Annotated in this window: 22 protein-coding genes; 8 read left to right on the top strand and 14 right to left on the bottom strand. The window is 60.3% G+C overall.

Annotation, left to right across the window (positions count from 1 at the left end):
• The first annotated feature begins 66 nt into the window (after positions 1 to 66).
• The 6 genes from SBC1_RS23025 (at position 67) to SBC1_RS23050 (ending at position 6,318) form a co-directional block, all read left to right on the top strand.
• The gene (locus SBC1_RS23025) at positions 67 to 555 is read left to right on the top strand and encodes an RbsD/FucU family protein (RefSeq protein WP_165095495.1); all 489 of its coding nucleotides are present in this window, start codon (positions 67 to 69) and stop codon (positions 553 to 555) included.
• Positions 552 to 1,508, top strand: a complete 957-nt coding sequence (gene rbsK, locus SBC1_RS23030; RefSeq protein WP_165095490.1) for a ribokinase — start codon at positions 552 to 554, stop codon at positions 1,506 to 1,508. Before SBC1_RS23025 ends, rbsK begins: the two co-directional genes overlap by 4 nt.
• Before the next feature lie 16 nt (positions 1,509 to 1,524).
• Positions 1,525 to 2,559 (top strand): ABC transporter permease, encoded by a 1,035-nt coding sequence (locus SBC1_RS23035; RefSeq protein ID WP_165095487.1) that lies wholly within the window; start codon positions 1,525 to 1,527, stop codon positions 2,557 to 2,559.
• A gap of 75 nt (positions 2,560 to 2,634) precedes the next feature.
• Positions 2,635 to 3,639: an autoinducer 2 ABC transporter substrate-binding protein gene (locus tag SBC1_RS23040; protein WP_165095484.1), complete on the top strand. Its 1,005-nt coding sequence runs from the start codon at positions 2,635 to 2,637 to the stop codon at positions 3,637 to 3,639.
• A 79-nt stretch (positions 3,640 to 3,718) separates the two neighbouring features.
• A complete protein-coding gene (locus SBC1_RS23045; RefSeq protein ID WP_165095481.1) occupies positions 3,719 to 5,248 on the top strand; it encodes a sugar ABC transporter ATP-binding protein in 1,530 nt (509 codons plus the stop codon).
• Entirely contained in the window at positions 5,245 to 6,318 is a 1,074-nt protein-coding gene (locus SBC1_RS23050) for an ABC transporter permease (protein WP_165989024.1), read from the top strand. Before SBC1_RS23045 ends, SBC1_RS23050 begins: the two co-directional genes overlap by 4 nt.
• A 203-nt stretch (positions 6,319 to 6,521) precedes the next feature.
• Here the strand turns inward: SBC1_RS23050 and SBC1_RS23055 are convergent, their stop codons facing one another.
• From SBC1_RS23055 to SBC1_RS23095, 9 genes are all read right to left on the bottom strand, one after another.
• A complete protein-coding gene (locus tag SBC1_RS23055) occupies positions 6,522 to 7,241 on the bottom strand; it encodes a DeoR family transcriptional regulator (RefSeq protein WP_165095474.1) in 720 nt (239 codons plus the stop codon).
• Between the two features lie 159 nt (positions 7,242 to 7,400).
• On the bottom strand, positions 7,401 to 8,330 hold the full coding sequence (mdcH, locus tag SBC1_RS23060) for a malonate decarboxylase subunit epsilon (protein ID WP_165095471.1): 930 nt from the start codon (positions 8,328 to 8,330) through the stop codon (positions 7,401 to 7,403).
• A complete protein-coding gene (locus tag SBC1_RS23065; RefSeq protein ID WP_165095468.1) occupies positions 8,327 to 8,965 on the bottom strand; it encodes a malonate decarboxylase holo-ACP synthase in 639 nt (212 codons plus the stop codon). Before SBC1_RS23065 ends, mdcH begins: the two co-directional genes overlap by 4 nt.
• Complete coding sequence (gene mdcE, locus SBC1_RS23070; RefSeq protein ID WP_165095464.1) at positions 8,950 to 9,777, bottom strand: biotin-independent malonate decarboxylase subunit gamma; 828 nt, start codon at positions 9,775 to 9,777, stop codon at positions 8,950 to 8,952. Before mdcE ends, SBC1_RS23065 begins: the two co-directional genes overlap by 16 nt.
• On the bottom strand, positions 9,777 to 10,622 hold the full coding sequence (locus tag SBC1_RS23075; protein ID WP_165095461.1) for a biotin-independent malonate decarboxylase subunit beta: 846 nt from the start codon (positions 10,620 to 10,622) through the stop codon (positions 9,777 to 9,779). The genes mdcE and SBC1_RS23075 overlap by 1 nt, the downstream gene beginning before the upstream one ends.
• A complete protein-coding gene (locus tag SBC1_RS23080; RefSeq protein ID WP_062086412.1) occupies positions 10,619 to 10,921 on the bottom strand; it encodes a malonate decarboxylase subunit delta in 303 nt (100 codons plus the stop codon). The genes SBC1_RS23075 and SBC1_RS23080 overlap by 4 nt, the downstream gene beginning before the upstream one ends.
• Before the next feature lie 15 nt (positions 10,922 to 10,936).
• Entirely contained in the window at positions 10,937 to 11,794 is an 858-nt protein-coding gene (locus tag SBC1_RS23085; RefSeq protein ID WP_165095456.1) for a triphosphoribosyl-dephospho-CoA synthase, read from the bottom strand.
• 5 nt (positions 11,795 to 11,799) lie between these two features.
• Complete coding sequence (mdcA, locus tag SBC1_RS23090; RefSeq protein ID WP_165095452.1) at positions 11,800 to 13,476, bottom strand: malonate decarboxylase subunit alpha; 1,677 nt, start codon at positions 13,474 to 13,476, stop codon at positions 11,800 to 11,802.
• A 46-nt stretch (positions 13,477 to 13,522) separates the two neighbouring features.
• The gene (locus SBC1_RS23095) at positions 13,523 to 14,263 is read right to left on the bottom strand and encodes a GntR family transcriptional regulator (protein ID WP_165095449.1); all 741 of its coding nucleotides are present in this window, start codon (positions 14,261 to 14,263) and stop codon (positions 13,523 to 13,525) included.
• 180 nt (positions 14,264 to 14,443) lie between these two features.
• Here SBC1_RS23095 and SBC1_RS23100 point away from each other — a divergent pair, with 180 nt between their 5' ends.
• A complete protein-coding gene (locus tag SBC1_RS23100; RefSeq protein ID WP_165095445.1) occupies positions 14,444 to 15,751 on the top strand; it encodes an MFS transporter in 1,308 nt (435 codons plus the stop codon).
• Positions 15,752 to 16,012: 261 nt separating this feature from the next.
• Here the strand turns inward: SBC1_RS23100 and SBC1_RS23105 are convergent, their stop codons facing one another.
• The 3 genes from SBC1_RS23105 to SBC1_RS23115 form a co-directional block, all read right to left on the bottom strand.
• Positions 16,013 to 16,318 carry a hypothetical protein gene (locus SBC1_RS23105; RefSeq protein WP_165093744.1) on the bottom strand — a complete coding sequence of 102 codons (306 nt, stop codon included), beginning with the start codon at positions 16,316 to 16,318 and terminating at the stop codon, positions 16,013 to 16,015.
• Positions 16,318 to 17,229, bottom strand: coding sequence for a hypothetical protein (locus SBC1_RS23110; protein ID WP_165095442.1), 912 nt, complete (start codon positions 17,227 to 17,229; stop codon positions 16,318 to 16,320). Before SBC1_RS23110 ends, SBC1_RS23105 begins: the two co-directional genes overlap by 1 nt.
• Before the next feature lie 582 nt (positions 17,230 to 17,811).
• A complete protein-coding gene (locus tag SBC1_RS23115) occupies positions 17,812 to 18,348 on the bottom strand; it encodes a cupin domain-containing protein (protein ID WP_165095439.1) in 537 nt (178 codons plus the stop codon).
• Positions 18,349 to 18,650: 302 nt separating this feature from the next.
• On the opposite strand from SBC1_RS23115, the gene SBC1_RS23120 reads away from it, so the two are divergent.
• The gene (locus SBC1_RS23120; RefSeq protein WP_165095436.1) at positions 18,651 to 20,606 is read left to right on the top strand and encodes a PhoX family phosphatase; all 1,956 of its coding nucleotides are present in this window, start codon (positions 18,651 to 18,653) and stop codon (positions 20,604 to 20,606) included.
• A 9-nt stretch (positions 20,607 to 20,615) separates the two neighbouring features.
• Here the strand turns inward: SBC1_RS23120 and SBC1_RS23125 are convergent, their stop codons facing one another.
• Positions 20,616 to 22,046 (bottom strand): cytochrome-c peroxidase, encoded by a 1,431-nt coding sequence (locus SBC1_RS23125; protein WP_165095432.1) that lies wholly within the window; start codon positions 22,044 to 22,046, stop codon positions 20,616 to 20,618.
• Positions 22,047 to 22,163: 117 nt separating this feature from the next.
• On the bottom strand, positions 22,164 to 23,846 hold the full coding sequence (locus tag SBC1_RS23130; RefSeq protein ID WP_165095428.1) for a phospholipase C: 1,683 nt from the start codon (positions 23,844 to 23,846) through the stop codon (positions 22,164 to 22,166).
• Positions 23,847 to 24,041 lie beyond the last annotated feature (195 nt).

Raw genomic sequence — 24,041 nt, forward strand, 5'->3', positions numbered from 1 at the left:
TCGACATAGAATCATGAGCGATGACCTCGCAACACAGCGAGGCACGCTCAACATGAAGGAGACGCAATGCTGAAGAACCTCGATCCGCTGCTGAACGCCGACGTCCTGCACGCGCTGTGCGCGATGGGCCACGGCGATGAAGTCGTGATCTGCGACGCCAATTTTCCTGCGGATTCCGTCGCGCGCCAAACGGTGCTCGGCCATGTGCTTCGACTCGACGGCGTGAATGCGCCGCGTGCGATCCGCGCGGTGTTGTCGGTGTTGCCGCTGGATAGTTTCGTCGATCATCCGGCCGAGCGCATGGAAGTGGTTGGCGACGCCAACGCGCTTCCCGCCGTACAACGCGAAGCGCAAACCGAAGTGGACGCCGCCGAAGGGCGCGCGACTCCCTTTGCTTCCATCGAACGTTTTGCATTTTATGAACGCGCCAAGCAAGCGTATTGCGTGATCGCTACCGGCGAAGCGCGTGGGTATGGCTGCTTCATCTTCAAGAAGGGCGTGAACCTCGCGCCTGATGCACCGGCTGCCGTTTCAGATCCGGAGAGCACGCGATGAACCGCAGCGTCGTCATCCTCGGCATCTACGTGACGGATCTCACGTTTCGCGCCGAGCGCATGCCGCTGCTGGGCGAGACCATCGCCGGATCGGCGTTTGCGATGGGGCCGGGCGGCAAGGGGTCGAACCAGGCAGTGGCCGCAGCACGCGCGGGTGCCGACGTGATCTTCTGCACGCGCCTCGGCGCCGATGCGTTCGGCGACATCGCACGCTCGACGTGGGCCGCTGAAGGCATCACGGCGCGAGCAATAACTACTGATGGCGTGGCGACCGGTGCGGCGCATATCTTTGTTGACGACGCCACGGGTGGCAACGCGATCATCGTCGCGGCGGGCGCGGCAGGACGCTTGTGCGCCGAAGACGTTGAAGCAATCGAAGGCGATATTGCGTCGGCCGTCGTGTTCGTCACGCAGCTTGAACAACCCATTCCCGCTGCGCGACGCGGCCTCGAACTCGCGCGTCGTCACGGCGTGACGACCGTGTTCAATCCGGCGCCCGCGCTACCGCTCGACGACGACATCTTTCCCCTCTGCGACTACATCACGCCGAACGAAACTGAAGCAACGGCGCTGACAGGTATCGCGATTGCTACTGTCGATGACGCACGCCGTGCCGCTGATGTCCTGCTCGGAAAGGGCGTGCGCGCTGTGATCGTGACGCTGGGCGAAGCGGGGGCGTTGCTGCATACGCTGGAACAATCGGTACTGGTGCCAGCCTTCAATTGCGGTCGCGTGGTCGAGACCGCAGGCGCAGGAGATGGCTTCACCGGCGGCTTCGCGGCGGCGCTTGCACGCGGCGAAAGTCCGTTGAACGCGGTGCGTTTCGGCTGTGCGCTGGCGAGCTTGTCGGTCACGCGTCCCGGCACCGCACCGTCAATGCCTAAGCTTGCTGAGATCGAAGCTGTGCTCGGCGAACCCGTGCAATCCGGCAGCATGTCGGCTAACCATTCCTGAACGGAGGAGCGCCTCGATGAACACATCGAAATGGCTCGCCGACCGGCAACTGAATTTCCTGGTCGCCGTGAACCTGCTGGTCGTGATTGTCGCGACTGCCTTGTCGCATGGCCAGTTCGTCGATATCGACAACCTTCAGTCCATGGGCAGTCAGTTGCCCGAGCTGGGCCTCCTCGCGCTCGGCATCATGCTCTCGATGGTATCGGGTAACGGCGGTATCGACCTGTCGGGTGTCGCGCTCGCGAACCTCTCGGGCATGGTCGCCGCGCAGTTGCTGCCCATGCTCGTTTCCGCCGACAACTCGCCGTCGCTCTATACCGCCGTGTTCTGCGTGATCACCGTGACGCTTGGGGCGGCCGGCGGCTTGATGAACGGCTTCATTATTGCGCGCCTGAAACTCACGCCTATCCTCTGCACGCTCGGTACGTCGCTGCTGTTTACCGGCATTGCCGTGGTGTTGAGCAATGGTGCATCCGTGCGGGTGGAGTACGTCGACGCCCTCTCCGACATCGGCAATGGCACCTTCCTGCAAGTGCCCATTTCGCTGTGGATTTTCGTGGTCACGGTGTTGCTGCTCGGCTGGGTGTTGAAGCGCACCCCGTTCGGTTTGCGGCTCTACCTGATGGGCACGAATCCGAAAGCCGCGTTTTATGCCGGCATTCCGCGCGACCGCATGTTGATCCTGACCTACGGCATGTGCGGCGTGCTTGCGTCGCTCGCGGGACTTATCAGCGCGTCGCATACGTCAAGCGCAAAGTGGGACTACGGCAACTCGTACTTGCTGATCGCGATCCTGATCGCCGTGATGGGCGGCGTGAATCCGGCGGGCGGTTACGGAAGGATAGTCTGCGTCTTCCTGGCCGCGACCGTGCTCCAGTTCCTGTCGAGCCTGTTCAACCTGCTGGGCATCTCGCAGTTCTTCGGCGACTGTGCGTGGGGCTTCCTGCTGCTCGCGTCGCTGGCGCTTGCGGGTGGAGAGCGCGTGCGGGCGATCTTCGGCATGGGCGGCGCCGCGCCCGTCTCGAAGGTGCCAAAACCGCCGGCGGCGTGACTGGATAAACAAGCTTCCCGGGCTTCAAAACTTCATCTCATGTGCAGCACAAACAAACCATAACGGAGACAACGCATGAAACTCAATCGAATCGCCATCGCGCTTACCGCTGTCACGCTTGCGGCCGGAGCCATTGCTGTCGCGCAGGCCGCGACCGACGAAACCATCGTCACGGTGGTCAAGGTCACAGGTATCAACTGGTTCAACCGGATGGACGAGGGTGTGAAGGAATTCGCTAAGGACAACCCGGGCGTGAACGCGTATCAGACCGGACCGGGGCAGGCGGACGCTGCGCAGCAACTGAAGATTATCGAAGACCTGATCGCGAAGAAAGTCACGGCGATCGCGGTGGTTCCCTACGATCCGCCGACCCTCGAACCGGCGCTCAAGAAAGCGATGGATCGCGGTATCAAGGTTGTCACGCATGAAGCGGACAACGAGAAGAACACGATGGTCGACATCGAAGCCTTCGACAACACCGCGTACGGCGCAGGCCTGAACGAACGGCTCGCGAAGTGCATGGGCGATCAGGGCAAATGGGCGGTGCTGGTCGGCTCGCTCGGTAGCCGCTCGCAGGTTCAGTGGGCCGATGGCGGTATTGGCAATGCGAAGCAGAAGTACCCGAAGATGGATCTGGTCGAACCGAAGCTTGAAACCAATAACGATGGCGAGCGTGCCTACCAGGTAGCGAAGGAAGTGCTGCGCAAGCACCCGGATCTGACGGGTTTTCAAGGGTCGTCGTCGCTGGACGTGATCGGCATTGGGCGTGCGGTGGAAGAGGCCGGCAAGATTGGCAAGATCTGCGTGTACGGTACGGGCCTGCCGACGGAAGCCGGCAAGTTCCTCGAGAGCGGCGCGATCAACGGCATCGCTTTCTGGGATCCGAAGCTTGCCGGTATTGCGATGAACAAGGTCGCGAAAATGTTGATCGATGGCAAGACGGTGGAGAACGGTGCTGACCTCGGTCTCGTTGGTTATAACAAGGTCACGGTCACCAAGGGTCCGGGCAAGGGCATCATTGTGCGCGGCACCGGCTGGGTAGACGTCGACAAGACCAACTACAAGCAGTATCCGTTCTGATCGTTAATCGCTGATGCGGTAAAGCGCGCACGGCTGCCGTGCGCGCTGTCTTCAGGAAGTTGACAGGGTAGAAGGTTCAATGATGAGTACAACGCCGCTTCTCGAAGTCGTCGATATCCATAAGCGCTTTACCGGCGTTTATGCGCTGCGTGGCGTGAGCCTTTCGTTCCAGCGCGGGCAGATTTACCACCTGCTCGGCGAGAACGGGTGCGGCAAGAGCACGCTGATCAAGATCATCTCGGGCGCGCAGCCGCCCGATCAGGGCGAGCTTGTGATCGAAGGCGTAAGGCACGCGCGGCTTGCGCCGCTGGAGGCGTTGTCGGCGGGTATAGAGACGGTGTATCAGGACCTTTCGCTGCTGCCGAACATGAATGTTGCCGAGAACGTGGCGTTGACATCCGAACTCGCCGCGCATGCGGGGCGGCTTGCGCGGACCTTCGATCGCCGCGCGCTGGCGAAAACGGCGGCGCGTGCTTTGGAAGCGGTCGGGTTGCCCAGCGACGCTGATTTCCAGGCCACGCTGGTCGAGCAGTTGCCGCTGGCGACGCGGCAACTCGTGGCAATCGCGCGTGCGATTGCGAGCGAGGCGAAATTCGTCATCATGGACGAGCCGACTACATCGCTCACGCAAAAGGAAGTCGACAACCTTATCGCGGTGCTGGCGAAGCTGCGCGCCGACGGCGTAGCCGTGCTGTTCGTGAGTCACAAGCTGGATGAGTGCTATGCGATCGGCGGTGAAGTGATCGTGCTGCGCGATGGTCAGAAGATGGCGCAAGGGCCGATCGAAAATTATACGAAGGCGCAAATTGGCGAGTTGATGACGGGCAAGCAGTTATCGAATGAGCGATACCGGCAGGCTGAAGTCATGGATGGCCACGACATCGTGCTGGATGTGAAGGCGTTATCGCGCTCCCGCCAGTTTGCCGATGTCACGTTCTCGCTGCATCGCGGAGAGATTCTTGGCGTGACGGGGTTGCTTGACTCGGGGCGCAACGAATTGGCGCGGGCATTGGCAGGCGTCGCGCCCGCGGATAGCGGCACGGTGACGTTGGATGGTTCTATCGTGCGGCTTAAAACGCCGTCCGATGCTAAGTGGCAACGCATAGGCTATGTGCCGGAAGACCGCTTGAACGAAGGGCTTTTTCTCGATAAGTCCATTCGCGACAACGTCATCACCGCGATGATCTCCAGCCTGCGGGACCGCTTCGGCCAGGTCGACCGGAAACGTGCGCGCGAGCTTGCAGAGCGCACCGTGAAGGAATTGCAGATTGCGACGCCAGACGTCGATAAACCGGTTCAGTCGCTTTCCGGTGGCAACCAGCAACGTGTGTTGATCGGCCGATGGCTTGCTATCGACCCGCGTGTCTTGATCCTGCACGGCCCCACAGTGGGCGTGGATGTGGGATCGAAGGACATTATTTACCGCATCATGCAGCGCTTGGCGAAGCAGGGCATCGGCATCATTTTGATCAGCGATGACTTGCCTGAGCTGCTGCAGAACTGCGACCGAATCCTGATGATGAAGAAGGGCCGTGTCTCGAACGAATATCGTGCGGGGCAGTTGACTGAGGCCGATCTTTATCACGCTTTACTTTCAGAGGCAGCATGAGCGAGTCACTTCATCGCGTTGCTCAGACATCGCAAGGCGCATCCGCGCTAAGTCCGGCATTGGCCGAGGTTGCGCCGCAGGTGCAGCGGCTCAGTTTTATTGGGCGGCTGGTTCGTAATCCTGAATGGTTCACGGTCGGTTTGATTCTTGTGACGTGCCTGGTGGTGGGCACGTTGAATCCGCGCTTCTTCCAGTTCGCGACGGTCTTCGATTTGCTGCATTCGGGGACCACGGTGTCGTTGTTTGCGCTGGGGACGCTGGTCGTGCTGGCATCGGGCGGTATCGATGTGTCCTTTACCGCCATTGCTGCTTTTACGATGTATTCAATCACCAAGGCTGTGTTTGCCTGGTGGCCCGATGCGCCGTTTTTTGTGATTCTGGTTTGCGGCGCGGTGGGTGGTGTGTTGCTCGGGTTGATCAATGGCGTGCTGGTGCATCGGCTGAAAGCGCCTTCGTTGATTGTGACTATTGGTACGCAGTATTTGTATCGTGGGTTGCTGCTGACGTTTGTGGGTACGCAGTTTTTCATGAATATCCCGCATAGCATGGATAGCTTCGGGCAGTTGCCGCTGTTTTTCTATCACACGAACGATGGGCTTCGGGCAGTGTTGCCGGTGTCGGTGATTGCGCTGTTTATTGCTGCGGGCGTGACGTGGTGGCTACTCAACCGCACGATGATGGGACGGGGCGTGTATGCGATGGGCGGCAGTCTGCCGATTGCCGAGCGGCTTGGTTATAACCTTCGCGCTATTCACCTTTTTGTTTTTGGTTACACGGGGATGCTGGCGGGTATCGCCGGAATTTTGCATGTATCGACGAATCGGCTGGCGAATCCGTTCGATCTGGTTGGGACTGAGCTGGACGTGATTGCTGCTGTGATTCTCGGCGGGGCGAGGATCACCGGTGGGACGGGGACGGTGGTGGGCACCCTGTTGGGCGTGGTGCTGGTTACGCTGATCAATAGCGTCCTGATTCTGATCGGCGTGCCGAGTACCTGGCAGAAGGTGATTATCGGGGCGTTTATTCTGGTAGCGGGGACGTTGTTTGCGCTGGGGAGAAGGGCGGCGTAAGGGCGGTTGGTTTCGCTTACGGGCGGTTATCGATCGAACCGCCCGGCAAATTTGCGGGACCAACCCCGCGAACGTGAAACTCCGGAATAGAAGTCCGCGTCTCCGTTCAAATCGAGAAATTCACCGCGCAGTAAGTTCGTATCGGGATCATAGGTGACAACCGCGCGATGGTTGTCGATGCTTAGCCATACTAATGGCTTTGCTCACTTCCGAATTTCCATCCCCTTCTCCGTAATCAACGAATCAAACTGATCCAGTTGAGAAAACCGCACCGCCTTGACCTTCCCCAACTTGCTGGCATCGACCACGAGATGCCTTTCAACCGCGCTCTCCATCGCCGCCTGCTTGATCGCGACCTCGTGAAAATTCCAACACGTCACGCCACGCGACTGATCCACTCCGCCGGCTGAAATAAACGCCTTGTTAATCCCCATCCGCCGCAGCGTTTCAATACTTTCGTCGCTGGAAAACGAATCCGATGAAGGCGCATAAACGCCGCCCAATAAAATCATTCGCACATTGGCCTTGCGTCGCAAAATCTCGGCCACGTTCAGCGAATAACACACCACGGTCAAATGCATTTCAGCCGGAATGAGCCGCGCCAACGTGGTCAACGTAGTCCCGCAATCGATGAAAATGGTCTCGTTGTTCGCAAGCAGCCGCGCAGCCACCGCCGATGCCTCCGCCTTGGCCTGTGCAAAATGATCTTTCTCTTCGTCGATCGTATAACCCGCGTTATTCGGAACATCCGAGGCGCGAACGATATATCCACCAAGGTAAGTGAAGGTCCCCGGACTCGCTGCTATGTCGCGGCGAACCGTCATCTCCGATACATCGAGCAAGGTCGCCGCATCGCGAAGACGCATCACACTTTGCTCGCGCAAAGCATCGGCAAGAACACGCAAACGATCGCTTTTGGTCATTCGCAGAGGACAGTGGACGCAAGCCGCACGTCGTGGGTGTGGTTGTTAGATTTTGTTCGCAAGATGAAATGATTATAACAAGCGAGCCCACGAAAGGTGATCGGGGAAAACGCTTTGCAATAGCGGGGTTGATGAAACAGACGGCGCGATAAACGACGACTAGCGGGAGGCGCGTGCCCGGATCAGCGCGGCGGCCGATGCAATCGATGTTTGTTCTATCGCGACTTTGGCGATACCCGGCAGCGCGTCTTCCGCGAGTTGCGTCAGCGTGCGCCCGGGCGGCATTTCAACGAACACCTGTGCGCCCAGTTCGCCCAGGACGATAGTGGAGTCGTGCCAGCGAACGGGATAGCGCAGGTTCGTCGCAAGGTCGGTGCGGATCGCGTCGGCCTGTCGCAAAGGCCGTGCACCGCGATTGCTGATATATGGAATCGTCGGTGCGTGGAAGGTGATCTTCGAGGCGGCCCCGGTGAGTTCGCGAGCGGCGTCGTCGAGTAGCACGCAGTGGGACGGTACGCTGACCGCCAACCGCTCGGCCTTGCGCGCGCCTGCTTCCAGCGCGCGTTCGCGCACCTGGTCGAGATCCGCGTTGGCGCCTGCCACCACGATCTGTCGCGGCGCATTCAAATTCGCAATGTGAGCGGCCTGCGTATGGGCATTTGCTATCACAGCGTTCAGTTCACGCTCGCTTAGACCCGACACAGCCAGCATGCCGTAGTCGTGCGGATAAGCGCGTTCCATCAATTGCGCGCGTAGCTGAAGGAGCTGCAAGGCGTCGCTGAAAGGCAGGGCATTGCACGCAACCGCAGCGCCATACGCTCCTACCGATAAACCCGCCACCGCATCCGGTACGATGCCTTCATGCTGCAATGCTCGGACGGTCGCGACGCCCGCAACGAGCAAGCTGAGTTGCACGGCGACAGTTGAACTCAATGCATCGGCGTGATCGAGTGAGAGCACGTCGGTATGCAGCACATCCGATGCCTCTTCGATAGTTTCAGCAATACGCGCTCGCGGCGTCGTGCCCCCAAGCGTGTGCAAAAAGCCCGCGAATTGCGAGCCCTGACCGGGGAAGAGGAACGCAATCATGCCGCTTGACTCGTCTGCCACGGGTCGGCGACGAGCTTCGGACCATCGGCGCAACGCATCATTACCCGCGTACCCGGATGCGTGTATTCGGCCAGCGAGAACGCGCCGTCGAGGGTTTGGATCTGCATATCGATGCGCGTGCCGTGGTCGAGCGCGGCTTGGGAGAGAGCATCGAATAGTAGTTTCGCTGCGGTGCGATCGAGTCGATCTGGCGCGCGCAGCAGCAGGTCGAGATCGCTTGTTTGCGTGACCGTTGGATATCCGCTCGCGAGTTCAAAGCCGGTGCTGCCAGTAGGTCCCCAAAGGTAGCCAGTTGCTTCGCAGACTGGAGCAACCGCTTGCAACAGTGCGAACGCGGGCAGCTTCGCACGTGTCACTAAAGGCTTTAAATCCACAAGCGTTTCAGGTCCAAGGACTCGCTCTACATAACGCGGATCAAGCCATGTGCCAAAGCGTTCGCTCCGTATCGCGCCACGAACGCCGACCGCGATCAACCCCTTCACCGATACCGCTCGTCGAACCACGACGAACGGAGCGCGTTTCAGCGAAGCCGCGACCCACGCCGGGGCGTCGGAAAAATCAGGCGTTCCCGGCGCGAGCTGCAACAGGTCGTGCGGACTCACGACGCGTTCCATTGCTCCGCCATGCGCTTGCGCACTTCTATAGATGCGGCGCGAATCCGCTTGGCATCGTCCGACTGCAAGCGCGATGACAGATCGCGCGGACCTTTGCGCGCATCGTCAACAGCAGCGATCAAGGACCCACGTACACGTTCGATATCTTCTTTCCCGGGCGCATCTGCATCAATGCCGGCGATGAGCTCATGCAGCAGCCCAAGCTTCGCGTAAGCGCTCATCTTGTACGACATAGGCAACACCCGGTCGCCGAGTTCATCGAGCCCTTCAACGCTGCGACGCGTGACACGCGCGGCTGCTTCCTTGCCCATTGCATGGACGGCGATGCCGTCCGCGTCCAGCGCGATGATCCGGTTCGCCTGATAACCATGCGCGAGGAACGCGCCGGACATCGCCGGGCCGACAATCAGCGCAATCACAGGATGCCCGGCGAGCCGCGCGCTTGCGTACGCATCGACGCCGGCCGCGCACGCGAGATGAACGCCGAGCAGTTCTTCGCGGCGGCCATACGCCTGACTCTTCACATCGACAATAGCCACAATCGGACGCTTGACCGAAGCGTCGCGGTCCGCATCCATCGCGCTGCGTACGGCGCGTGCGAGCAACCAGCCCTGTTCGAGACCGACCACGTTATCGGTGGCGCGCGGAAAGCGGTTATGCGGATCGGGAACGACGGTGATGAAACGCGCGCTCGTGTCTCCAAGCGGTGCATCGGCGCTGCGGATCGGACCTTCGTTGCATTCATTGCCCGAAGCCGAGCGTTCATTCGACGTCAACGCGTCGAACCAGATTTGCCCACGTGATGCGTTCATCAAACCTCTCCTTGCCAAAGCGTCCGCAACACGGCCGGATCGATTGCCGATGGGTCCACGCGCGCCAGCCGTTCAAGTTGTGCATCGACCTGTTCGGTCCGATGGCTCGCCGGCACACCGCTTTCGAACGCGCTGAGCACCGCGTCGCGAACCTGATCGGTATCGTCTTCCACGAGGGTATCGACCAGGCCCACGGCTGCTCGTTGCTCGCCGCCGATCATCGACCAGATGAGACTCCGGTTGCCTGAATCGAGCTCTTCCACGCCCGCTTCCTGTTCGATGACTTCAGGCCCGTTCATCCCGAGCCGTGCCTGCCGCGTCATGATCAACCGGGTACATAACGCCGCCGCCAGCGACATCCCGCCGAAGCAGCCAACCATGCCGCCGATCACACCGACCACCGGCACGTAGCGGCGCAAAGCGACGATCGCAGCCTGAATCTCCGCGATCACCGCGAGACCGAGATTCGCTTCCTGCAACCTCACGCCACCGGTTTCGAACAGAATCACTGGCAGGATCTTGCGGCCCGCTTCGAACTCGCGCAGCGCCATTTCAAGCGCCGCCGCGATCTTCGCACCCGACACTTCGCCAATGCTGCCGCCTTGGAACGCAGGCTCAATCGCCGCGATGACAGCCGCTTTGCCGCCGAGCGTACCGCGCGCAATGACGGCACCGTCGTCGGCCTGACAGACCACATCTTGCATGGCGAGCCACGGCGATTCGAGCCGGTCGAACGGCCCTATCAACTCGCGAAAGGTGCCGGTATCGAGCAACGCACGGGCACGTTCACGCGCGGTCAATTCGATAAAACTATGCTGCGCGATGAAGGTATCGTGAGCACTCATGATGCGTCTCCTTCACTCGCTTCCACTGCTTCGGCGAGCCGCAACATGACAACGCCGGGTGTTGCGCCGAAGTCGTTGAGTTCGAGGCGCGCGGCGCCGTCGTAGCGCGAGAAGAAACGGTCGAGCACGCTTTTCCACACGTGCTCGTAACCGTCTACGCTCGTGCGGATCACGACTTCCGCGTGTTGACTCTCCGATGGCGACAGCAGGATCTCCAGGTCGCCCGAGCCGACCACGCCCACATGCGCGCGTTGCGGCACGGGGCGGGTGGCGGGATATTCGTAGCGCAAGTTTTCCATGACGTGTTCTCCGCGTCAGCCGACGTGCGGCAGGGTATCGAGGAAGAGGGTGGCGGCCAGCAAGTCCGCCGCGCCTCCGGGAGATGCGTTCAGTTCTGTCAGACGTTGGTCGAGGCGCGCGAGCGCGGCGCGGCCTTGCGGCCGTGCTGTGCCGCCTGCTTGCAGCACGTCGCGCGCCCCGGCCTGTGCAGCTTCAAGCGCGACCCGGCCACCGCGATGCAGCAGGCAGGTATCGTCGAGTGTCGCAACGATGGCGAGCAGTGCATCGAGCCGCGCTTCATCTTCAGTTGCGCCATTCGCGCGCGAACGATGCAGTGCGGGTAAGCCGGCTTCGAGCACGTGAGGGAAGCCCTCGGCGGCCTGACCGCGTGCGCCGGCCACACCGAAGCGCTGGGAAACGCGTGCACCGTTGCTCATCGCGTTCGGTGACGGCGCGAAACGATCCTCGAAGCGCGCGATGGCGGCGGCTTGCGCACAGAGTTCGAAGGGCTCACCCAAAGGATTTATTGCAGCAGCGGCGCATAACAAGCCGACAATCCAGATCGCTCCGCGATGCGCGTTGCTGCCATTTGTTGCACGAAGCATCGCCACTTCACCCTCACGGCCAATACGCGCAAGCTGTTCACGCAGCCGCTGCGAAGGCTTTTGATCAACGGCTGCGCGCGCCAGCGCCAGAAAAGTAGGCCGTAACGAACGCGCCGAACGCAGCATCGTATCGAGGTCGAGATCGCGATGTGCACCGCTCCCACGCCGGTCGACCAGCGCGGGTTTCGGCGTGAGACACGCCTCATCAATCAACGCGGCGACTGCAAGATCCGCGAGCGTCGACGGGTCGCAGGCAACATCGATTACCACGGGCTGAGTGCAGGCCATCGCGATCACCAGCCGCGGAATTTTGCCGGCGGCTGGTACAACCCGCCCGACCACGCGACCAGATCGTCGATGCTGCGTGCCGCCAGCAACGAGCGCTTCGCTTCACCGCGCCGGATGCCCAGATCTTCCGGGTAGGCAACAATGCCGCGTCGCCGCAATTCCGCCGTCTTGGCGGGGTCGGCGCGCATGCCGATGGGTGTGACGCCCGCGACGGCGCGCAACGCCGCACGGCGCTCTTCCACGCCTTCGGCAGCATGCAGATACGCGATCCCTTCTTCGGTCACAACATGGCTTACGTCGTCGCCGTAGATCATGACCGGGGCAATGGGCATGTTGCTTTGCTTGCCGACAGCGATGGCATCGAGGGCGTCGACAATGGTCGGCTCGCCGCCCTTCTTGAAGGTCTCGGCGGTTTGCACGACGAGCTTGTGCCCGCGTCCTATCGCGCTGTTCGGTCCATCGTTTTTCATCAGCGATAACCACGCCGCGCTCGAATGACGGCGCCCACGCGGATCGTGCCCCATGTTCGGCGCACCGCCGAATCCGGCAAGGCGGCCGAGCGTAACGGTCGATGAATTCGCGTCGGCGTCCATCTGCAGCGTCGAGCCGATAAAGAGGTCAACGCCGTATTGACCGGCGAGCTGACACAACACGCGGTTGGATCGAAGACTGCCGTCGCGGCCCGTGAAAAACACATCGGAACGCGCTTCAATGTAATCCTCCATGCCCACTTCGCTGCCGAAGCAATGCACGCTTTCCACCCAACCGCTCTCGATGGCAGGGATCAACGTGGGATGCGGATTGAGCGCCCAGTGCGTGCAGATCTTGCCCTTGAGCCCATGCGCTGCGCCATAAGTTGGGAGCAACAATTCGATCGCGGCGGTGTCGAAGCCAATGCCGTGGTTCAGGGCCGTCACGCTGTACCGCTCGTAGATGCCACGAATGGTCATCATGGCCATAAGGATCTGCAACTCGCCGATATGGCGGGGATCGCGCGTGAACAGCGGCTCGACCGCAAACGGACGGTCCGCCTGCACGACGACATCGACCCATGAGCCGGGGATATCTACGCGCGGGAGTTCGTCGACGATCTCGTTCACCTGCGCCACCACGATGCCATGACGGAACGCGGTTGCCTCCACAATAGTCGGCGTGTCCTCGGTGTTCGGACCCGTATACAAATTGCCGTGGCGATCGGCCTGCACCGCGCAGACCAGCGCAACCTGCGGCGTCAGGTCGATGAACATGCGCGCATACAGTTCTATATACGTATAGATGGCGCCAATTTCGAGCTGCCCGTCTTCGAGCAACTGCGCGACTCGCAGGCTCTGCGGCCCTGCGAACGAGAAGTCCACTTTGCGCGCGATGCCGCGCTCAAACAGCGTCAGATGCTCGGGTCGGCTGATGCTGGAAATCAGCAGATGAACGTCATGCACGCGCGCCGGGTCGAGCTTCGCGAACGCGCGCGACAGGAAGTCGGCTTGCTTCTGGTTGTTGCCCTCCAGCGCGACACGATCGCCGGATTGAATCAGTGTTTCCAGAGCATCGACAATGCGTTCTGCCTTGAGCACGCCATTGTCGAGCCAGCCTTCAATAGCCTTCAGGCGCCGGGCCTTTTCCAGCGCGCGCGTGTTCCACTGGCGCGGTGCTGGGGTGGTGCCGGCTTGTGCGGGAGGATTCATAGGATGGCCTCGGTATTGAGCAGGATCAGCGAAACGAAATCAGCGCTTAGTCTGACCGCGAAGTGGAAGGGCGGCGGCGCTTCTTTGGCTGCGTGGCTTGAGCCTGCATTTGCGCGTCGTGGAGAAAACCATAAACCAGTTCGCCCGTCGCGAGCAAATGGCGTGCGACCAGTGTTTGTGCGGCTTCGGTATCGCGTTCATGCAGGGCGTTGAGAATGGCCTCGTGCTCGGCGTCCGACTGTCCCTTGAACGTAGGCATGCCGAACTTGAGACGCAGATAACGCTCGCCCCGCCGATGCATCGTACCAATCAGTTCCATCAGGTGAGGGCGCTCAGCAGGCGCGTACAGGCTCATGTGGAACTGCTCGTTGCGCACTACATAGAGCGCCTGGTCCTGTTCGTTGGCCGCGGCCTCCAGCAATTCGCGCGCCTCGGCCAGCGTTGCCTCTGTATGACGCTCGATCGCGATGCCGATCGCCAGACTCTCCAATGAAGCGCGGATCTCATAGATCTCGCGGGCTTCGTCGGGTGACTGCAGGCTCACCGATGCACCGCGATTCTGTTCAATGGTGACCCAGCCTTCGCTGTCCAGTTGCCTGAACGCCTCGCGCACAGGAATGGCGCTGACGGAGAACTGCTTGGCAATAGCGTCCTGGCGCAGCGGCTCGCCTGGCAGCAGCGTGCCTTCCACGATTGCTGAGCGCAACGCGTCCGCTATATAACGCGACGTGCTCTGGCGCGGCTCGAAGTGAGCCTCGCGAAACAGGGGATTCAGTTCACTTTTCATGCTTTTTTCTACCGAAGCTAGGTACAAGTGCGGAGTGGTCAACAGCGCGTTTTCAAATATTATATATGAAAATGCACTTTGGGGGCTTGTAACGCAAACCCGGTGCTTACCCGCAGACGCCTGATCAGTCGAACAGAACGCGTCGCTCATACCAGGTTTACACCTACCAGGAAGACAGTTATGCCACGTACGCTGGAACCTTCGATAGGCGCCACCCGGCGCATCCGTACGCCACTGAACCGGACGCAGATTGTCGGCTTCTGGGGCGCCTGGGCCGGCTGGACGCTCGATGGCATGGACTCGTTCATCTATGCATTGGTGCTGGCACCCGCGCTGATTGAACTGCTGCCGAAGTCCGGCTATGCGGCGACACCTGCGAATGTAGGGCTGGCAGGATCGATCCTGTTCGCGCTGTTCCTGGTGGGTTGGGGACTGTCATTCATCTGGGGTCCGCTCGCTGACCGCTTCGGGCGCACCAAGGTGCTCGCAGCGACCATCTTCACCTTCGCGATCTTTACCGGACTTGCCGCGACTTCACATACCGTGTGGGAGCTGGGCATCTATCGCTTTCTTGCGGGCGTGGGTATTGGCGGGGAGTGGGCGCTGGCCGGGACCTATGTGGCGGAAGCGTGGCCGGAGGATCGTCGCAAGATGGGCGCGGGGTATCTCCAGACCGGGTATTACGCGGGCTTCTTCATGGCGGCCGCACTTAACTATACGATTGGCGCGACCTTCGGCTGGCGCGCAATGTTCCTGGTTGGCATCGTGCCGGTGATCGTCTCCATTGTCGTGTTGCTGCGCGTGAAGGAAACCGACAAGTGGGAGAAGGTCGAAGCAACCGTGGTCAAGAAGGCCAGTTCGCTGCGATCGATTTTCTCGGCGCAATATCGGCAGAGGACTATTGTTGCGACCGTGTTGCTGACTGTGGCGATTATTGGACTGTGGGCAGGCGCGGTGTATGAGCCGTCGGCGGTCATTCAGCTTGCGACCAAGGCCGGCATGACGAAGGCGGACGCATCCAGGACTGCGTCGATTGCGACGGGTCTGCTTTCCATCGGCACGATCATCGGGTGTCTTGCGTTGCCGCCAATGGCCGAACGCATTGGTCGCAGACTTACGCTGGCGGTGTACTTCGTGGGCATGGCGGTATCTATTGCGCTGGCGTTCGGCTGGGCGTTTTATCTGGAGAATGGACTCGTGCCGTTCATCGCGCTGCTGGTCGTGCTCGGTTTCTTCGGCGGCAATTTTGCGTTGTTCAGCTTGTGGTTGCCGGAGCAGTTCGAGACTCGAGTTCGAGCGACTGCGTTTGCGTTCTGCACATCGATAGGGCGGTTCTTCGGGGCGATAGTGAACTTCGGGATTGGCGCGATGGTGCTGCATATGAAGACGCTTGGCGTGCCTATCGCGCTGACTGCCATTGCGTTCGTGATCGGGCTGGCGGTGATTCCGTTCGCGCCGGAAACGAAGGGGCAGGATTTACCAAGTTAGGGTGCTCGCGCCGGTGGACGGGTTTGGTGGGCTGGGGGGCGGTCGGGGGGCGGCGCTGGGTCGCTAGGTTCCGGTGTTAGCGGTCTGAGTTAATTCCGGGTTGCTGCTTTCGGCCTTAGCGGTTTGCATGAGTCGGTTATTTTCTCTATCGCTATTAGCCACTGCGCGGGGGAGCATGCACAGTGCGGCCTCCGTTGTGATCCGCTCACGTCTGCACTTTTCTGCCCCGCATCTCACAAGAACAGCCCGCGAACGACGACTCTAATCAGGCGACGGGCTAGCCGTGCGGGGAATCGGCCCGTTTGTCGTCGCTAGGATCGCTTTCAAGTCCGGGTATGAGAGCGCTAGCGCGCCCAATATCGATACACCTAAACGTCGCGCGAACTCGTCATCCAGCGCGAAACCGTCACCAACGCGCGCGGCTTCCTCGTCGAAAAATACCGGGAATTTGAGCGCATGAGTCATGATGTGCTCGACCTCGGCACGTTCAACTGGATACACCGAAATTGAATCATCTGCGGGCGAAAAATCAATCACGACACTACGCAATGGGTGAAATGCGCTCATTAATAACCTCTGCATTGTTGATACCGATCGAACGCGTTTGCCTTACATATCGCTATACCACGCGCGCCCCCCATGGGAAACGCAAGAACGCCGCATAGGTCGAGCGCACTTTCGTACGCCGCCAAGCACATAGATTCTTGCGCTTCGCTGACGCCGCGCGCCGCCATAGACAATACATCATCGCCCGTCGTGCTCTTGATGAACTCAAACGGCGCGGCGTCGCCTAGCAGTGTGCTGCCCGTGCCAAGCTCAGACACGTTGCCAAGATCTACAACGCTTTCGTCCTTTGGCGAAACATTGAGCGACGACGCTACAGCGGAAACGACCGTTCCGACCGACGACGCAAGCGCCGCCAGCCCGCCACTTGCAGCTCGCGCGGCACGGTTTCGCGCGCCCGCTTCAGCAATGGTTTCGATATGCCGGAACGGGGTAAGCGCCAACTTCGACGCCTGCGCGCGTTCATCGACTGCTTGCGTGTAGCTCGCAAAGTCGGCGGCGTGCGCTGCGGACCGATCCGCGTAGGCTTTAATACGCTGCGCTAAGTTGTCGTCTTGGTAGTCGTCATATTTGCGCGTCGGAACGAAGCCGCCATGCGCGATGTAGGCGGGTCCCGCTCGGAGAATGACGACCGACCCGTCAAGAACACAGCGACACAAACATGTCACGACCTCGCGCGGGCTGTCTTCCCACTGCCCGGATAGATGCCAAGGCATCGACTTTTGCAAAAATGTTCGAATCCGAGCCACGACTTCAGGTTGAGACGCCCAATGTCTCTCGTTCCGATCCTCAAACAGTTTCGCGCCGGCTTTGAGTGCGTCAAGCTCCGTTTCGTAGCGCTCACCGGGCGACAAATCACTCGGACCACACAGCATGTATCGGTAACGTCCGTAGTTGAACAGTTCCACACGCATCCCGTTTGTCTCCTGATTTTTTTAACGGCAAACGCGAAACCCTAACGCACTTTTCCGCGCGTCCATCTCAATATACAGACGGGCGCGCGGGTGGTAACTCTCAAGGGGTTTGCATCAAGGGCTTTGCAGCAACGCACGGATAGCATCGACGAGTCAGAAGACGGACCTAGCGGACAAGCGGACGAGGGGCGGGAACCGCCCGCTACGTGCGACAAAGAAACGAAGCAAAGAAAACGCTTTCAAAACGCGGGTTCATAAGTGTCCACAGCGTGCAGTTTTCATACTTGGGTACCGCAAAAGCACGGTGCTCGCCAGAACCACGGATGTGTGAAACCCTCTTTCTCCGAACACGGATACCCACACGCTTCGCCACCAGTGACTGAACCTGCCCAAGGTTCACCCCGCGCTACCCGCAGACAACCAACGATCAATCAGTACACGCGAGGAACCATGTCACCAACCTTGCTCCGAACGAAGTCGCACAAATACACGAAGCCGTACCCACAAATAAGCGCGCACATCAATCAAGCAGTAAATATGCAACCTCGCCCCGAATAACAGGGTCGTTTCCCTGACCATGACTCAAATCCATTGCTCCAGCAATGGACCCTCGCGCCCTCCAACGGGATCGCTGTGTGGAAATGGCAAAGCTTCCATCGCAGCCATTTCTCCCTCGGATAAAGCCTCGCGCCGGATATCCCATTGCTGGCCTTTAGGGTACGCGCCAACCACCTGGAACCGTCCCTCCGTCGCTTGCAAGCAGTGGCCGGTTCCGGCAGGAAGCAGCACGACATCGCCAGCTTCCAACGAGACGACCACACCGTCAGGTCCACCCACGATCACCTCCGCTTTTCCCGATATCGCCCCAAGCACCTCATGCGCCGTGGAGTGAAAGTGGTGGTAATCAAAGATGCTGTCGCGCCACTGCGGCGGCCATTTGTTGAGCTCGAAAAGCGCTTCAAATACCACACCGAGATCCTTGCGCGAAGGGTCGAGAGCACGCCGATAAACCAGGACCGGCAAGCGCCGGTTGTTCGGGACCCACGCGTGCGGTGTCAGCCTGAGGACTTCATATTCGAGGTCGGAAGCGTAGCGGGCGGACTGAAGGTCGTGCTTCATGAAAGCTCCTTGATCGAACCGGATGACGAAGGTTCTATCCACATCAGCTTTTAACGTGCCCGCACTCCGACGCAGGCTAACTGCCACTCCCCGTCAATGCGTTGAAAAAACTACCGCATCACCCGACGTCCGAATGCAGGCCGCCAAATCTTTCATATTCATACTATTAACTGTCATATAGCTTTCATTAATGAAAATTACACTTCGCCTTCATCGCGCATCCCTCGACTCATGATCCAAACGCCAAGGCGTTTCAATGACAGGGTGCGCTGGCCCCCACCTGATAGAAAACCGGACCAGACATGCAAGAGCAGCCCAACGTATCGCGCCGTAAAGCCCTCAAACTGCTCGTGGGCGCACCTATGCTGCCTCTAGGCGCGTTCTCCGTTTCGACGCTTTTGGCCGGCTGCGGCGGCGACAGCGCGACCGCTCCGGTCACGTCGGCATCGTTCAAGTCTGCTTCGTTCGCTTCAATGGCAGCACCGTCTCTCGCAGACACGGCCGCCATGGCGACCACCACGGTCGGCTCGACCCTCACGGTGACCTACAGCGACGGCACGACGCAAGCGTACAAGCTCGCCTATCAGCCGTTCTTCGTGACAGGCGATATGGTGCCGAACGGCACCGGCGGCACGACGCTCGCAGGTGGTTACTACGACATCAACAACCAGCCGATCATCGACAAATCCGTGGCAGGCAAAGAGCGCCAGTTCTACTCCGATTGCCCCGACGGCACGTCGCTGCTGTCACTCGATAAACCCACGATCGCCGGCATCAAAGGAAAGGCCGTATTCGCAGTCGTCCAGTTTGAATATACGACGCGAGACCAGAGCCTCGTGTCGGCGTATGGACAGTTGCCATCGCCTATCGCCGTGCTCACGCTCGATCAGGATCAGACGACGGGCAAACTGACGCTCGTGAAGTATCACAACGTGGATACATCAAAGGCGAATGGACTATGGATCACTTGCGGTGCGAGCTTATCGCCGTGGAACACGCATCTATCGAGCGAAGAATACGAACCGGACGCAACGACCATTTCAACCAACAGCCAGTTCAAGGCGTTCAGCACTAGTCTCTATGGTGACGCGAGCCGTGCGAACCCATACAACTATGGCCATCTCCCCGAAGTCACGGTGAACCCGGACGGCACCGGCACGATCAGGAAACACTACAACCTCGGGCGCCTCTCGCACGAACTGGTACAGGTGATGCCGGACAAGCGCACCGTCATGATGGGCGACGACGCAACCAACGGCGGCCTCTTCATGTTCATCGCGGATCGTGCAGAGGACTTGTCATCAGGCACGCTGTATGTGGCGAAGTGGACGCAGACATCGTCGGCGGGCGCGGGCTCTGCAAACCTGACGTGGATCAGGATTGGCAGCGCGACGAGCGCGGAGATTGAAGCGATGGCTGCGAAGCTGAAAGCGTCGGACATCATGGACGTGAGCACCAAGGACCCGCTCGACGCCAGCTTCACGAAGATCAATTTCAACGGCACGTTCAACTGGATCCGCATCAAGCCGGGTATGGAGAAGGCGGCGGCATTCCTGGAGACGCATCGCTACGCGGCGTATATCGGCGGGAGCATGGGCTTTACGAAGCTCGAGGGCACGACGATCAACGCGAAGGACAAGATCGTGTACAGCGCCATGTCACGCGTCGAAAAGTCGATGGTCAGGGGCAACGCGGCATCCACAGATGTAGCCGTCGATAAAACGATCAACGCCGGTGCGGTCTATGCGTTGAACCTGAGAGCGGGGCAAAGGGATACGAGCGGTGCTGCGATCAACAGCGAATGGGTGCCGGTCGACATGGCCGCACCGGCAGCGCTCGTGGGCGAAGACCTCTCAACGCCCGATGCGCTCGGCAATACAGCGAACGCGGCGAAGATCGCGAACCCGGACAACCTGAAGTTCTCGGAGAAGCTGCGCACGCTCTTCATCGGCGAAGATTCGGGCATGCATGTGAACAACTTCCTGTGGACCTACAACGTGGATACGCAAACGCTGTCACGCGTGCTGTCGTGTCCGGCCGGTGCAGAATCGACCGGTCTTCACGCGGTTGACGAGATCAACGGCTGGACCTACATCATGAGCAACTTCCAGCACGCGGGAGACTGGGAAAGCCCGGTCCACGACAAGGTAAAGGCCGCGCTGGACCCCATCGTGCGGGCCAACTTCAAGGACCGCTTTGGCGCCACAGTCGGTTACCTGACCGCGGACGCCTCCAGCATCAAGCTCGCCAAAGGCTGATCGGGCAGGTCAACTGCCCTTGTGATAACCGTCGGTCAGGGTATGCAGGAACGCGATGATGTCCTTCATCTCCTGATCGGTCATCGCGGGCTTGTCGCCGAACTTGCGGTCGAACGGCGCGTCGGTCACGTCGATGTTCGCGTGGAACTTCGGCGGCAGATCGTCGTACTTGTTGACCTTGCCGTCGGCGCCCTTCGGATAGAACTTCTCCGGCGCGGTGTTGCGGTCGTTGTAGAACGCCATGACGTCGTCGAGCGAATGATAGACGCCGTTATGGAAGAACACTTGCCGAGTGGCGGCGTTCCGGAGCGTGGGCGTGAGGAACATGCCGCAATACTGCGTCTGGTCCTTTATGTCGTCGCGGAACGGGCCGCATACGCCCATGTCGTAGAACTTCGGATCGTGGTTGACAGCAAGCTTGGTGTTACGCGGTACGCCGAGCGCTTCGTATTGGTAGTCGGTGAACATCGGCGGCACGCCATCGGAACTGGGCTTGGACAAATGGCAGCCGGCGCAGTTGGCTTTGTCGGGATCGTTGAAGAGACGCAGGCCGTGCAGTTCTGCTTGCGACAGGCGAGCCTTGCCCTCGAGCCAGTAGTCGTACTTGCTCGTGTACGGATGAAACGACTGCTCTTCAATCTGATAACGCGCAACTGCGAACATTGCCTCGGAGACCGTCAAGTCCGTGCTCTGGAAAATATGCGGGCCGAACAGCTTGGTGAAGTCGTCCTTGTAAGCCGTGCGCTGCAATTTTGCGGAGACATCAGCTTCGCTGGTGTTGGCCATTTCCACGGGGTTGAGCATCGGGCCGGATGCTTGTGCCTGCAGCGTATCGGCGCGGCCGTCCCAGAAGAAACCGCCTTGCGGCACCATGGCCGGCGCAGCGGGCGCGACACCCGCGTTCTTTTGCGCCTTGGCGGTTCCGGCGGCTTGCGAGGCGAGGGCAGCGAAATCGGGCGGTGCTTCGGCTTCGCCGGCATCGGGGCCAATGCTGAAGTTAGGCTGCAAATACAGATACATCAGAGAAGGCGGCGGACGATAGCCTTCCAGCGTCAAGTGCGGTCCGCCCAACTGCACGGAAAGTTTGTTCGGCGGCCCATAGGCGTGGTCCGGGCTGTGGCAGGACGCGCACGATTGTTTACCGGAGGCGGACAGCGACTCGTCGAAGAAAATCTTCTGGCCGAGTTGCGCGACCGCGCTCAACGGCGCGACCGGCGGACGGGAGAGTACAACGGGATTCGGATTGGCACCCGTCAGGTCTTCCACGATGGCGCCTACGCGGGCTGGTACTTGCGAAGGGAAGGCAATGGCCCATGCGCTGAATCCGGCGGCGCCGAGAACCCCGGCGGCGATGCATCCGAGCAAGATGTTTTTCGGGCGAGGAAAGTTTGGCTTCTCGCCGGCGTTAGGCGTTACCGGGGGTATGACGGTGTGCGACATGTTAACCAGGAAGCAGAGGCAGCATTGAAAAAACGCCGCCGGCCAATTGCTCGGCGGCGACGCAGCAAGAACACTACCGCCCGCGTCGGTGAACCGACGCGAGCGTTCAGACAACAATCAGATGGTGGGAACCGATGCGACCGGCATACCCAGGTTCGGATCGACGAACAGCGTCGGGTTGTTACCCGAACCGCTGAAGTTGAACAGGCCGTTGATGCTGCCGGCAGTTGCGTCGAACGAACCGCCACCGAGACGCGTACCGTTGAGCCAGTTGTCTTCAATGAAGCGAACCACCGAAGCCTGGTTGATCAGCGTGTGGTCCACGTAGTTCACCTTGGCCCATGGCGAGATCACCACGAACGGGATACGCGTACCCGGACCGCAGCGGCCATTCACCGGTGCGCCCTTCACACCCAGCGGAGCCGTACCCGTGCCGCACGTGCCGGCGCCATTCACCTGGTCAGCAACCGCGTCGAACGACGACGAGTTCGGCACTGCGTAGGCATGGTCGTACCAGCCGTCCGAGTCATCCCAGGCCACGATCACAGCGGTGCTCGCCCAGTCCGGCTGCTGCTGCAGGAAATTGACGACCTTCGCCGTGAAAGCCTGTTCGTCGAGCGGATCCGAATAGCCTGCGTGGCCATCCTGGAACGCCGGCGCCTTGATGAAGCTGACCGACGGATAGTAGCCGGCCTTCACCGCCGCGAAGAAGTCGTCGGTGTCGTACTGGTGGTTCGCCGGTTCCGGCGTCTTGCCGTCCACTTCAAACGAAAAGCCGATTGCTGCCTGCGAGCTCGGGCGGGCATGCGTCGGGTTGGCCGTTGATGCGAAGTACTGGAACCAGTTGTGGTGCGGTACGTAGTCAGCGGTTGCCTGACCCACCACCGGCGACAACGTGCTGCGCTTGCAACCCGTCGTGCCGTTGCTGTTCACGGTCTGCAAGTTGAAGCCGCCCATGAAGCCGCCCCACGAGATGTCGTTGGCGTTCAGCAAGTCGCCGATGTTCTTGCCGGTCATCATCGCGGTGTCAGTCAGGCTCGAGCAAGTGTCATTGGCCGGATCAACGTCGTTGATCAGCGTGAAGCCGCCCTGGCCGTCGTTCACGTAGTACGAACCCGTGTTCGTCGCGGTGACGGGGCCGTTCGCGCTTGACTTGACGACCTGCAGGCCGTTGGTCTGGCCCGACACGACTTCGAGTGCGCCCGGTGTCGACGGTCCGTAGGTGGCCGTGTAAGCGTTGTCGCTCATCGCGAAGTGCTGCGCGTAGTTCCAGAGGGCGCCGACCGTATTGCCGTCGTAGTAGCCCATGACCTGGCCAGCGGTGCCGAATGCGCCTGCGCCGCCTGCCGTGCCCTTACCCGTGTACTTCGGGAAGAGGTCGGCCGCGCCGTTGTTGTAAGCGCGTTGTTCCGGCGTGTACGCGTGGTTCTGGTCGGCGGTCGCGGCTTGCGTGCGGTCCAGGCGGAACGGATTGGCTGCGGCCGCGCCGTTGAGCTGGTTCGTGAAGTTGGGGTTGGCCGTCAGCAACGTGCCACTAAGACCGTTCACCGCCGGTGTGCCTGCTGCCGGCGTGAACGCCGGCTCGCCTGCCGGGTTCGCTGCGTTCGGATAAGTCGCGAAGTAGTGGTCGAACGAGACGTTCTCGTTATAGATCACGACGATGTGCTTGATGGGGGTAGCCGTCGCCAACCGGTTCTGAACGGATTGCGACGAACTGCTGTTGTTGCCGCCGCCGCAGGCATATAGGCCGATAGCCATTGCTGCAGTGGGTACGCCAACCATTAAGGCTCGACGAAACATGTGCGAAGCTCCCGATGTCATTGTTTGTTTCAGTGCTTGTTGTGGCCGCTTGGCCTTTTGGGGACGGGTGCGGACTAGGATGCGGACTGTTCAAAGACCTTTCTTTCGATCCGAGCGCATTGGAACACTTACGTATGAACCCTAAAAGACGGTCTGCTTTCGCTGGGGTTACGTGGAAATAACAAGCAGAAAGAG

It is taken from the genome of Caballeronia sp. SBC1, from assembly GCF_011493005.1.
GTDB lineage: Bacteria > Pseudomonadota > Gammaproteobacteria > Burkholderiales > Burkholderiaceae > Caballeronia.